10 protein-coding genes are annotated in these 12,330 nt (G+C 43.5%); 6 read left to right on the forward strand and 4 right to left on the reverse strand.

Annotation, left to right across the window (positions count from 1 at the left end; genetic code table 11):
* Positions 1–86: 86 nt before the first annotated feature.
* The 6 genes from mpl to ftsW all read left to right on the forward strand — a co-directional run bounded on the left by mpl (position 87) and on the right by ftsW (position 9,116).
* A complete protein-coding gene (gene mpl / locus MKI79_RS08180) occupies positions 87–1,448 on the forward strand; it encodes a UDP-N-acetylmuramate:L-alanyl-gamma-D-glutamyl-meso-diaminopimelate ligase (RefSeq protein WP_241571993.1) in 1,362 nt (453 codons plus the stop codon).
* 412 nt (positions 1,449–1,860) lie between these two features.
* Positions 1,861–3,804 (forward strand): acetate--CoA ligase, encoded by a 1,944-nt coding sequence (gene acs, locus MKI79_RS08185; protein WP_241571908.1) that lies wholly within the window; start codon positions 1,861–1,863, stop codon positions 3,802–3,804.
* A 152-nt stretch (positions 3,805–3,956) separates the two neighbouring features.
* Complete coding sequence (locus tag MKI79_RS08190) at positions 3,957–5,303, forward strand: DNA cytosine methyltransferase (RefSeq protein WP_241571912.1); 1,347 nt, start codon at positions 3,957–3,959, stop codon at positions 5,301–5,303.
* Between the two features lie 18 nt (positions 5,304–5,321).
* Positions 5,322–6,374: a hypothetical protein gene (locus MKI79_RS08195; protein ID WP_241571914.1), complete on the forward strand. Its 1,053-nt coding sequence runs from the start codon at positions 5,322–5,324 to the stop codon at positions 6,372–6,374.
* Between the two features lie 143 nt (positions 6,375–6,517).
* Positions 6,518–7,861: a UDP-N-acetylmuramoyl-L-alanine--D-glutamate ligase gene (gene murD / locus MKI79_RS08200; protein WP_241571916.1), complete on the forward strand. Its 1,344-nt coding sequence runs from the start codon at positions 6,518–6,520 to the stop codon at positions 7,859–7,861.
* An 82-nt stretch (positions 7,862–7,943) separates the two neighbouring features.
* On the forward strand, positions 7,944–9,116 hold the full coding sequence (gene ftsW, locus MKI79_RS08205; RefSeq protein ID WP_241571996.1) for a putative lipid II flippase FtsW: 1,173 nt from the start codon (positions 7,944–7,946) through the stop codon (positions 9,114–9,116).
* A gap of 83 nt (positions 9,117–9,199) precedes the next feature.
* Here the strand turns inward: ftsW and gluQRS are convergent, their stop codons facing one another.
* The 4 genes from gluQRS to MKI79_RS08225 form a co-directional block, all read right to left on the reverse strand.
* Positions 9,200–10,063, reverse strand: coding sequence for a tRNA glutamyl-Q(34) synthetase GluQRS (gluQRS, locus tag MKI79_RS08210; RefSeq protein WP_241571919.1), 864 nt, complete (start codon positions 10,061–10,063; stop codon positions 9,200–9,202).
* A gap of 70 nt (positions 10,064–10,133) precedes the next feature.
* Entirely contained in the window at positions 10,134–10,664 is a 531-nt protein-coding gene (gene dksA / locus MKI79_RS08215) for an RNA polymerase-binding protein DksA (RefSeq protein ID WP_241571922.1), read from the reverse strand.
* Positions 10,665–10,851: 187 nt separating this feature from the next.
* Positions 10,852–11,667 (reverse strand): metallophosphoesterase, encoded by an 816-nt coding sequence (locus MKI79_RS08220; protein ID WP_241571924.1) that lies wholly within the window; start codon positions 11,665–11,667, stop codon positions 10,852–10,854.
* Positions 11,664–12,314 (reverse strand): NUDIX domain-containing protein, encoded by a 651-nt coding sequence (locus MKI79_RS08225; RefSeq protein ID WP_241571925.1) that lies wholly within the window; start codon positions 12,312–12,314, stop codon positions 11,664–11,666. The genes MKI79_RS08220 and MKI79_RS08225 overlap by 4 nt, the downstream gene beginning before the upstream one ends.
* Positions 12,315–12,330: the final 16 nt, after the last annotated feature.

Here is a 12,330-nt window from a genome sequence, read left to right on the forward strand (position 1 = left end):
TTGCTATCTTGCTAGGCGAATTAAAAACAATGCGTCGCAACCGTTTGCAACGTATAGCGATAGCAAGAGAGAAGAGAGTAGTACAGATGCATCTGCATATTTTGGGTATTTGTGGCACATTCATGGGTTCATTGGCATTATTGGCACGTGAGTTAGGACATACCGTGACGGGGAGCGATCAAAACGTCTATCCACCAATGTCTACCCAACTCGAAAATGCAGGCATCGCATTGATGCAAGGCTACGATCGGAGTCATCTACAGCCACATCCCGATTTAGTCATCGTCGGCAATGCCATGAAGCGTGCGATTGATGCGGTGGAGTATATGCTCGATGAAGGGCTTGCTTATACCTCAGGGCCTCAGTTCTTAGCCGATCATGTGCTTAAAGACAAACACGTACTTGGTGTTGCAGGGACGCATGGTAAAACCACCACTACCACCATGCTTGCTTGGGTACTTGATCAGGCAGGACTTAATCCAGGTTTCCTCATCGGTGGTGTACCACTCGGTTTTAGTGAAAGTGCTCGATTAGGTGACAAATATTTCGTGGTTGAAGCCGATGAATATGATTCTGCATTCTTCGATAAGCGTTCTAAGTTTGTACACTATCATCCACGCACAGCGATTCTAAATAATCTTGAATTTGACCATGCTGATATTTTTGATGATTTGGCAGCGATTCAAAAACAATTTCATCATCTAGTACGTACCATTCCAAGCACAGGTCGCATCATTGCACCCATCACTGAAACCCATATTGACGAAGTCTTAGAAATGGGCTGTTGGACGCCAGTGACACGTACAGGTTTTGCGGTCGAAGATCAAGTTGAACTTTCCGCAGAGCTGATCTTAGCCGATGGTAGTCACTTCAAAGTGTTGCATTTCGGCATTGAAAAAGGCGAAGTGCAATGGACGATGACAGGTCAACACAGTGTCGCCAATGCACTGGCAACCATCGCCGCAGCAGAGCATGTCGGTGTAAGTATCCATCAAGCTTGTGAAGCATTATCGAACTTCGGTGGCGTGAAACGTCGCATGGAGTTACTCGATACCATCAACGGTATTGAAGTTTATGACGACTTTGCCCACCACCCAACAGCGATCGAAACTACGCTGGACGGTGCACGCAAACGTCTCGGCGAACGTCGTCTATGGGCGATCATCGAGCCACGCTCGAACACCATGCGGATGGGTAGCCACAAAGCAGGACTTGCACACTCGGCACGTGTTGCTGATGAGGTGATTTGGTATCAGCCAGAAGGTTTGGATTGGGACTTACAGCCTGTGGTCGAAGCATCAAGCAACTCAGCACATGTCAGTCAATCTCTCGATCAAATCATTGAACGTGTAAAAAATGAAACACAATCAGGCGATGCAGTGGTGATCATGTCCAATGGTGGCTTTGGTGGATTGCATCAAAAGTTGATTCAAGCTTTAAAAGGCTGAGTTCACAGGTGAGTCACTTGTAAACTTTTGCAATACTTTTTGAAAAAAATACATAATCAGCACGATCAAAGCGCTAGACTTTGGTCGTGTAGAATTTTAAAAATCGCTAAGCTTAATTTTTATAAAATAAATTATAATCAATGGTTTGAGGTAAATTTTATCATTGTCATTTTTATCGAAGATTGGCAGTTTTAGACCAAAGCATGATTGTTCAACCATGCAAAGCAAGTTTTACTAAGTTCAGAATAAACATCATTTGATGTATTGTGATATTTGTCATGCTCCCGATCATGAATACGACTCATGCAAGCAGTCATGCAACCTCGCATTTGACAACATGTATGGCGAAGCGTGAAACAACATACAAATAGAACAACACATCAACGGACATAGCAAGCGAAGGGAAAGCCAAATGAATGAAATCTATCCAGTGCCAGAGCAATTTGCCACAACCGCACGTACCAACCTCGAAGAATATGAAGCACGTTATCAGCAGTCGATCGACGATCCTGAAGGCTTTTGGGTAGAGCAGGCAAAAATCATTGACTGGATTAAACCCTTTACCAAAGTCAAAGACACCAATTTTGATCGAGATAATTTTAAAATTGAATGGTTTGAAGATGGTGAGTTGAATGTCGCTGCCAACTGTCTTGATCGTCATCTCAAAGAACATCCACACAAGCCTGCGATCATTTGGGAAGGTGACCACCCATCTCGTCATAAGATCGTATCGTTTAAAGAATTGCACGATGAAGTCTGCCGTTTTGCCAATGTTTTGAAAAAGCGTGGGATTGGCAAAGGCGACCGTGTGGTACTGTATATGCCAATGGTGACAGAAGCTGCTGTAGCCATGCTCGCCTGCGCACGTATAGGTGCAGTGCATTGCGTGGTATTCGGTGGTTTCTCTCCTGATTCATTAGCGAGTCGTATTGAAGATTCACAAGCAAAATTGGTCATCACTGCAGACTCAGGCTTACGTGGTGGCAAGCTGTTACCACTGAAAGAAAATGTCGATGCGGCACTTGAGATCGCAGGGACGGAAAGCGTAGAAAATGTCATCGTGGTCTATCGCAATGCCAACCCAATCGACATGAAAGAAGGGCGTGACCTGTGGTATCACCTTGAAATCATGGAAGTCAATGCAGACTGTCCACCTGAGCCGATGAAAGCGGAAGATCCGTTATTTATTCTCTATACCTCAGGTTCAACTGGTAAACCAAAAGGCGTATTGCATACCACAGGTGGCTATCTTGTCTATGCGACCAGTACCTTCAAAGAAGTCTTCGATGTGAAGCAAGATGATGTGTATTGGTGTACCGCAGATATTGGCTGGATTACAGGACATTCTTACTTGATCTATGGACCACTTGCCAATGGGACAACCACGGTGATGTTCGAAGGTGTGCCACAATATCCATCGTGGGCACGTATCGGCCATGTGGTCGATAAACACAAAGTGTCGATACTCTACACCGCACCAACGGCGATCCGTGCCATGATGCGTGAGGGCGATGCTTATGTGCGTGAAAGTAATCGTAGTAGCTTGCGTCTGCTTGGGTCAGTCGGTGAGCCGATCAACCCTGAAGCGTGGAATTGGTACTATGAGGTGGTCGGTGAAGGACGTTGCCCGATCGTCGATACATGGTGGCAGACAGAAACAGGCGGAATTTTGATTGCACCATTACCGGGTGCGATTGACTTGAAGCCAGGTTCAGCGACCAAGCCATTCTTCGGAGTTAAACCGGCACTGGTCGATGGTGAAGGTCAAGTAGTTGAAGGTGCGGCAGAAGGTAATCTCGTCATTCAAGACTCATGGCCGGGTCAAATGCGTGATATTTGGGGTGATCATGAACGCTTCCTCGAAGCTTATTTCTCTACATTCCCAGGCAACTATTTCACTGGTGACGGCTCACGTCGTGACGAAGATGGTTACTACTGGATCACTGGCCGTGTCGATGATGTATTGAATGTGTCGGGTCATCGTCTTGGTACAGCAGAGATCGAAAGTGCATTGGTACTGCATGAAGCGGTTGCCGAAGCTGCGGTGGTCGGTATGCCTCACGAGATCAAAGGGCAAGGCATCTGTACATTCGTGACCTTACAAGCGGGTGTAGATGAGAGCGAAGAACTGCGTAAAGAATTGGTGCAATGGGTACGTAAAGTGATGGGGCCTGTAGCCAGTCCTGATGCGCTACACTGGGCACCTGCACTACCTAAAACCCGTTCGGGTAAGATCATGCGTCGCATCTTGCGTAAGATCGTTGCCAATGAGCAAGACAGTATCGGCGATACCTCGACCTTGGCAGAACCGCAAGTGGTCGAGCAATTGATCATTACGGTACATGGGCAGAAGTAAGCTCTCGTACTTGAATTGGTTGTAAATAAAAATCTAGCTTCTGCAAATGGGCTAGATTTTTGTATTTGGGATTGTGTGTGAATTGCTCAGTTCTATTGTCATTTTGACTACACTAGGGCAAACTTACTTTAGTGCACTAACCTAATTATCCAATGAATGACCAACTCAAACTTAGTCTAGAGGCTTATACTGATCTAGAATCATATGCTCAGACTACTCCAAAAAGTCAGACTTTATCAGTCCTGTCTTTATTTTCGGGCTGTGGCGGTATGGACTTGGGCTTTGAGGGTGGCTTTGCGGTACTAAAAGAATCGATTAATCAAAAGTTGTGTTCAGACTTTATCGATCATACGATTGATGAACACTTTATCAAAGTCCGAAAAACACGGTTTAATACCATCTTTGCCAATGATATTTTGTCGTCTGCGCAAAAGGCATGGACACACCATTTTGAGCAAAAAAATCAAAAAACCTTTCACCTTGAAAGCGTTGTCGATTTAGTCAAAAAACATCGTCATGGTGAAAGTGTCTTTCCTCACAGTGTAGATATTGTGACGGGTGGATTTCCATGTCAGGATTTTAGTGTTGCAGGAAAACGTAAAGGATTTCAATCGCATAAAAGCCATACAGGGCAACTGATAGAAGCATCGTTAGACACAAGTACGCCATCGGTTGAAACTCGTGGACAACTGTATATGTGGATGAAAGAAGTCATTGAAATTACCCAACCTAAAATATTTATCGCCGAAAATGTAAAAGGCTTGGTTAATCTAGATAATGTCAAAGAGATTATTCAGCAAGACTTTTCATCTGCACATGGTCATGGTTATTTGGTTTTATCACCACAAGTTTTAAATGCTGCAAATTTTGGTGTTCCACAATCGAGAGAGCGAGTTTTTTTCATTGGCATTAAAAAATCTGCATTAAAGCCTGATATTTTAAAACAACTTCTCGAAAATCCAACCACTGAAAAGCTGTCCCCTTATCCTCAAATCACACATATCAATCCACTTCATGTGGATGTAAATCACAAATCGAATCTTGCACCCATTGTGACATTGCAGTCTGTATTTAACACCTTAGAAGAGCCTGAGCAGACGACGGATTTAACACATCAATTTTACTCAAAAGCAAAATTCATGGGCAAGCACTGTCAGGGTCAGACCGAGATTAAGTTAGATGGTATTGCCCCAACGATCCGTGCAGAGCATCACGGCAATATTGAGTTTCGACGTTTATCCAAAGAACATGGTGGAAAATTAGACCGTGAATTAGAGCAAGGATTAACTGAGCGACGCTTAACACCTAGAGAATGCGCATTAATCCAAACCTTTCCGCCAGATTATGATTTTGTACTTGCAAATCCAAATGGGCGCAAGGGATCGTACTTGGTCAGCCCATCCCAAGCTTACAAAATCATTGGCAATGCTGTACCACCATTATTGGCTTATCATTTGGCAAAGCGGATTGAAAGTTTGTGGGATGTTTACTTCAATTAAATTAATTCTTCGAAAATTATGATCATTTCAAATAATTCTGAACCACATATCACTGAATTTCATCATCTTTTATATCTAACATTAAGTGAGTTACAGTCCTCTGCACCGAAAAACATAGTCAAACTACAACAACTTACTGCACAAAAATTTGAAACGCATCTTAAAGAGTTAATGACAGAGCTTGCTCAAAATACCGTTTTTGAAAACTCAATAGAACTGGTGAGTGGACAACGCTTTCCCGATATTGTTGCCAAGCAATATTATGGTATTGAGGTCAAAACCACGATCAAAAATCATTGGAAAACCACAGGGAACAGTGTGTTTGAGGGGACACGTGTTGATGGTGTAGAGCGTATATTCATGTTCTTTGCAAAACTGGCGGATCCGATTGAATTTCGATGTAGACCGTATGAGGACGTATTATCTGAGGTCGTGGTGACTCACTCTCCTCGTTATTTGATCGATATGAATCTTGCACAGGGACAGACTATTTTTGACAAGATTAATATGCCATATGACCAATTAAGAATTTCGTCTAATCCAATTCTGCCGATCAAAGATTATTATCGCAGTAAACTTCGTGATGGGGATGAACTTTGGTGGATGGACGCTGATCAGGACAAAGCCAATAATCTGATTTTGAGAATGTGGAACAATTTAAGCAAAGATGAAAAACAATTGTACCAACTCAAAGCAATGATTTATTTTCCCGAACTCTTTGGTAAACAATCCGATAAATTTGGCAAATTAGCCATGTGGCTTGTGCAACAAGAATCCATCGTTTGTCCAAATATTAGAGACCAATTTACGGCGGGTGGACGTATTGAAATTCACATCAACAATCAAAGTTTTGGAGAGTTGCCTCGAATTTTTTCTCATTTAAATAATAATTTACATCTCATACAAGAATTGTTTAAGGAGAGTGATCCAAGCCTTTTATCACATTATTGGAATGAGCCTACTACTGAGATGAGTAAATATGAGTTATGGACAAATAAAGTGGTTTATTTCAGTCAACAACATCATGAATATTCTGAAAACATTGTTCGATTTCTAAAAGTAATACTTTGATGAAATGTGTTTAAGTCATCGAACAAAAATTTGATCAAATAATCATATACAAAACACCCCTAAAAATTCGTATCTAACACAGCAATCCACGTCACAAAGTGCTACCATTTTGCCAGTTTAAATTTTCACAATTTGGAAGCGGTATGCTGATACAACGTGGCGGATTAAAAGTAGTCGCAGGACTTGGAATCTCTGGGGTTTCTGCAGTGAATTATTTGCATCAACAGGGCTATCAAGTCGCTGTGACTGATTCACGACCGACGCCACCGGGCATCGAGCAGATTCCTGCCGAAATTAGTCAAAGTTTTGGTGTGCTCGATCAAGAGTTACTCTTACAAGCCGAAGAAATCATTTTGAGTCCAGGTCTTGCGCCACAGCTTCCAGAGATTCTAGTGGCGATTGCGCAGGGTATTCCTGTCGTTAGTGACATTCAGCTACTACGTCGTGCCACCGAAGTACCGATCATTGCCATTACAGGTTCGAATGCCAAAAGTACCGTGACCACATTGGTCGGCGAGATGGCAAAAAATGCAGGCAAGAAAGTCGCCGTCGGTGGCAATCTCGGTCGTCCTGCCTTGGATTTATTACAAGACGAGCCTGAATTGATCGTTTTAGAATTATCCAGTTTTCAGCTCGAAACCACCACGCATCTTGGTGCTGAGGTCGCGGTGGTGCTGAATATGAGTGAAGATCATTTGGATCGTCATGGCGATATGGTTGGCTACCATGCTGCGAAACATCGCATTTTCCAAGGTTGTCATCAGTTTGTGTTTAACCGTGATGACGGACTCACTCGTCCATTGGTAGCGGACAATATTCCATTTCTCAGTTTTGGTTTGAATGCGCCTGACCTCAAGCAATACGGTGTACTGCGTGACAGTCAGGGCAAAATGTTCTTGGCGAAAGGCACAACACGTCTGCTCGATAGCAGTGAGATGTATATGCAGGGCAGTCACAATGTGGCGAATGCCTTGGCGTGTTTGGCTTTGGGTGAGTCGGTGGGTTTGCCATTAGAGGTGATGTTAGACACCATTAAACATTTCAAAGGCTTGGAGCATCGTTGCCAATATGTCGATGAGAAGCAAGGTGTGCGCTACTATAATGATTCCAAAGGTACCAATGTCGGGGCAACCCTTGCAGCGATCAATGGTTTAGGTCAGGCGCTTGCACCTCATCAAGCCAAAGTGGTGGCGATCCTCGGCGGTCAGGGCAAAGGACAAGATTTCAAACCATTATCGAATGCACTGTCACAATATGCTCGCCATGTGGTATTGATCGGTGAAGATGCCAATAAGATCGCCAGTGCGTTGGCTTCTGATATTGAGGTGAGTTTTGCCACGACATTAAAAGCTGCGGTCAAAGAAGCGCAAAGCCATGCCGAGCAGGGTGATGCGGTATTGCTCTCGCCAGCCTGTGCAAGTTTTGATATGTTTAAAAGCTATAATGATCGTGGTGAGCAATTTGTACAGTGCGTTGGGCAACTGTGAAATTGAAATGAAGCGCAATGAAATTACCAAGTGAAATAAAAAAGTCGCTATGAAAGATTTTATTTATCCAAAATTGCAATGGATGCAACATCGTATTGATCTCGGGTTTAATCGTCTGTTGGCGTTTTTACCTGCGGAAGTGACTGCACGCAATACCTTATTATTTTGTGTGTTAAGTCTGCTGTGTATCGGTACGGTGATGGTGGCGTCCGCGTCGATGCCATTTGCCGAACAACTGCATGAAAATCCATTTCATTATGTACATCGTCATGCCTTGTATATCGTCCTCGCCTTTGTCGCAGGGATCGCAGCCTATAACTTCCAACTAAAAAATTGGTTTGGTAAAGCACCAGTGCTGTTGTGGATATTAACGCTGATCCTATTAGGTTTGGTGCTCGCAGTTGGGCGAGATGTCAATGGATCAACACGTTGGCTGAGCTTTGCAGGCTTTACCTTTCAACCGTCGGAATTTGCCAAATTTGCCATGACTGTGTTTACCGCAGACTATGTAGTGCGTCGTGGCGGTGAGGTGCGTGAGAGTTTTGCCAGTTTTGTACGGCTCTGTATTCCTGTCGGAACGACCGTGGGTTTGATCATGTTCGAGCCCGATCTTGGAGCATCGGCAGTGATCATCATGACCATGTTTACCATGTTCTTTTTGGCAGGCGCACCGACCAGAGCCTTTATGGTGCTGTTTGGCGTGGTGGTGGCATTGCTTGCGATGTTTATCGTGATTGAGCCGTATCGTTATCGTCGTTTGATGTCGTTTAGCGATCCGTGGCAAGATCCGCAAGGTGATGGTTATCAGCTAGCGCAGAGTTTGATTGCCTTTGGTCGAGGTGAATGGTTTGGTACAGGGCTTGGTCATAGCGTGCAGAAGCTTGCTTACTTGCCTGAAGCACATACCGACTTTATGCTTGCGGTGACTGGTGAAGAGCTTGGTTTCTTTGGCATTAGCATTATTTTCTGCTTATCATTCTTGATGCTTGCAAGCTGTATGCGCATTGGTCATCGTGCGCTTGCCAATGGTCATTATCGTAGTGGGTATTTGGCGTATGGGATTTCGGTGATTTTCCTGCTACAAATCTGCGTCAATGCAGGGATGAATATGGGGCTAATCCCAACCAAAGGATTGACCTTGCCATTTATTAGTTATGGTGGCTCGTCATTGTTGATGTGTGCCTTTATGATCGGGGTGATGTTCCGTATTGATAAAGATACGCAAAATAAAGCTGAGCTTCGGACAGATACTTAATTGTTGAAATTTAGAAGTTCAAAGCAGGGTTAATCCCTGCTTTTTTATGCGCTGTAGATAAAACAAGGCTTAATAGACAAAAACTATTGATAAATCTGCGACAATATTGTGCTTTGTGGAATGCGTTCACGTTGCCATTGTGCCACTGCTTGCGCAAGCATGGTTGATGGGCGGTCAAGATCGAGCGGTGGTTGATTTAAAGCCTGAGCAGCCTGTGAGAGCAGTTCTGAGGCATTGTCTGGATCAAGTGCTTGTGCAAAGTTCTGTTTAGATAGCTTTCGACCATCGGCATTCATCGCCAGTGGTAGATGAAGATAATTAAGCTCAGGATAGCCTAGACAGTGACCTAGCCAGATCTGACGTGCTGTATTGTCCAGTAAATCTGCACCTCGTACGACATTTGTCACGCCTTGCAAATAATCATCGACTACTACAGCCAGCTGATAGCTGATAATGCCATCACGACGTTTTAATACAAAATCTCCAAGATCTTCTGCCAAATTGCTACATTGCCGACTTTGTAGGGGATCATCAAAGCAGATGGGTTCATCGTTCACTTTCAGGCGAATGGCTTGATTGGCAAAGTCTAAGTTTAAATCTCGGCATGTCCCTGCATAGATGGCATTGCTACCTAGCATTTTGCGAGTACATTGACAGGCGTAAATATCGTGTTGAGCTTTCAGTTGTACTAAGACATCTTCATAAATCTCAAGACGATCTTTTTGAAAGAGAATATCACCGTCAGGGACAAATTCAAAAGCGTCGATACAGCGTAAAATATGCTGTTCGCTATCGGGATAAATACGGGGAATGTCGGTATCTTCGATACGAACGAGCCATTGTCCTTGATTGGACTTGGCTTCGCAGTAGCTCGCTAATGCAGTGATCAGTGAGCCAAAATGCAATGGTCCTGTCGGTGATGGTGCAAAACGTCCTACATAATCCATCCTGTTACCTCCCTCCTTTTGTAAAGGATGAGAAGCATCGCTTCGCAAGGAGGGAGCTACAGACACAGTATTAACCGTTATTTTGCTTCTCTTTGATCTCTGCAAGTGTTTTGCAGTCGATACATAAGGTCGCTGTTGGACGAGCCTCTAAACGACGTAGACCGATCTCAATACCGCAAGTTTCACAGAAGCCATAGTCTTCATCTTGGATTGCTTGCAACGATTGTTCAATTTTACGAATCAATTTACGTTCACGGTCACGCGTACGTAGTTCAATTGCAAACTCTTCTTCTTGAGTGGCACGGTCATTCACATCAGGCAATGCAGATGATTCATCTTGCATTGAAGTCAAAGTACGATCGACTTCTGACATCAATTCTGATTTCCACGCTTCTAAGATTTTACGAAAATGCTCTAATTGTCCTTCGGACATATATTCTTCATTTTTCTTTTCTTGATATGGTGCAAAACCAAATAGGCTCGCCGTCGTCCCCGTCTCTGCGTTTTTCGCTTTAGGCTTGCGAGTGCGTTTTGCAGCTGGTTTTTCTGCTGTAGCCACGTCTTTTACATCTTCCAGTTGTGATTTATCTTGATTTGCCATTTGGGGGCATTCCTCATCGAACTAGTGTATATCTATACGCAAAAAGTGAGGTAAAAAGCAAGTGCTTTTGCAATTACTTGCCTGATTATTACTCGGGCGCACATCATATAGACTTTTTTATCAAGATGAAAGTGCCAAAACGTGTATAAATATGGCAAAAGTGGAAAATACGACTTAAGATACTGAATTAATAAGATTTTAGAGCAAAATCAACTTGACCAACGGCATGTTCAATACGATGAACCGAAGTTTCAAAATGCCCATCTGCATAGAGTTCGAGTAAGCGATATCCCGGAGTCGCCTGATCTAGGCAAAATTCATTTTGATTGGGTTTAAACTGAATACTGGTCGAAGGGCAAGACAGAAAAGTCATCTGACCATGTTGGTGTGCAAAATCTTGATGGACGTGCCCTGAGATGACCAAACGTACATGCTCATGTGACCCTAAGCAAGCCAATAACTGTTCACTATTTTGTAGGCGATGCGGTGATAGCCAATCACAACCGACATCAAAGGTATTGTGATGCAGTGCGATAATGATGTATTGCGTTTTATGCTTTGCAAGCAAGCGATCAAGTTGAATCAGATCATGATCAGAGATCATTCCTGACACTTTTTGATCGACCTGACTATTGATCAAAATCATACACCATGCGCCAAGATCAATAACCGTGGGCTGATCATTTTCACTTAATGATGGGAAATGTTTACTCTCATCATGATTGCCTCGCACCCAATAATGCGGTCGTTCTAATTTGGATAGGGTGTTTTGATAGAGTTCATAAGTCTGTGGCAAGGGTTGCTGTGCAATATCGCCTGTATTAATGACACAATCAAAGGCCACGTTCTTTTGCGCATGTGATAAGACGGCCTGTAAGGACTGATACGGTGCGATCCCTGCAAACTCACGATCGGCCTCAGCCATAAGGTGACAATCACTAATCTGCAATAGTCGCACAGGTGATTGATTTGAAAAATGTTCTGATTTGATGGCGTGGTTCATTGCACTTCTCCCATCAATTGTTTTTTCGATTGTTGTTGATGTAGATACAACTGAAACCATTGTATGGCGATAATTAAAGACGCATTACTTAGATAAGGACTCTGCATCAATCCGTCTAGCTGCGCATAGTCGAATACATGTACCTTGATGTCTTCACCTTCTTGCACCTCACCATGCACACCCCCTGCATGAGTTAAATCCGCTGTAGCAACATAAAGGTTGTATATCTCATCGCTTGCACCTGTCGATGGGTGATAGCGATACAATTGTTTTAAATTTTCAATCTGACAGTTTGCTTCTTCGAGCGCTTCACGTTTTAAACAGGTTTCGGCATCTTCGCCATCATCAATCAGCCCTGCAATAATTTCCAATTGCCACGGCGTGCGTTCAGAATTTAAAGCACCTGCTCGAAATTGCTCAATTAACAAAAATTTTTGCAAATGTGGATCATGTACCAAGACGCCTGCAGCCTCACGGCGACGGACGAGCTCTCTGTGAATAACACTGCCAAAGTCTTGATTGGCAAATAGGCGATGACGAATTTTTAATTTTTCAACATGCACGAAGCCACGATAACATTGTTGTCTGTCCAAGACTTCAACATCGCCGTGATCAAATTGTGGTTGGTATGAAAAAATATTTGTCATCGTTCGCAAATAGGCT

The sequence above is a fragment of the Acinetobacter sedimenti genome, from assembly GCF_022601685.1.
In the GTDB taxonomy this organism is placed as follows: Bacteria; Pseudomonadota; Gammaproteobacteria; order Pseudomonadales; family Moraxellaceae; genus Acinetobacter; species Acinetobacter sedimenti.

Bases quoted from the DNA above. Each gene is read 5' to 3' on its own strand.
- mpl (WP_241571993.1), top strand. From the start codon at position 87: ATGCATCTGCATATTTTGGGTATTTGTGGCACATTCATGGGTTCATTG.
- acs (WP_241571908.1), top strand. From the start codon at position 1,861: ATGAATGAAATCTATCCAGTGCCAGAGCAATTTGCCACAACCGCACGT.
- MKI79_RS08190 (WP_241571912.1), top strand. From the start codon at position 3,957: ATGAATGACCAACTCAAACTTAGTCTAGAGGCTTATACTGATCTAGAA.
- MKI79_RS08195 (WP_241571914.1), top strand. From the start codon at position 5,322: ATGATCATTTCAAATAATTCTGAACCACATATCACTGAATTTCATCAT.
- murD (WP_241571916.1), top strand. From the start codon at position 6,518: ATGCTGATACAACGTGGCGGATTAAAAGTAGTCGCAGGACTTGGAATC.
- ftsW (WP_241571996.1), top strand. From the start codon at position 7,944: ATGCAACATCGTATTGATCTCGGGTTTAATCGTCTGTTGGCGTTTTTA.
- gluQRS (WP_241571919.1), bottom strand. From the start codon at position 10,063: ATGGATTATGTAGGACGTTTTGCACCATCACCGACAGGACCATTGCAT.
- dksA (WP_241571922.1), bottom strand. From the start codon at position 10,664: ATGGCAAATCAAGATAAATCACAACTGGAAGATGTAAAAGACGTGGCT.
- MKI79_RS08220 (WP_241571924.1), bottom strand. From the start codon at position 11,667: ATGAACCACGCCATCAAATCAGAACATTTTTCAAATCAATCACCTGTG.
- MKI79_RS08225 (WP_241571925.1), bottom strand. From the start codon at position 12,314: ATGACAAATATTTTTTCATACCAACCACAATTTGATCACGGCGATGTT.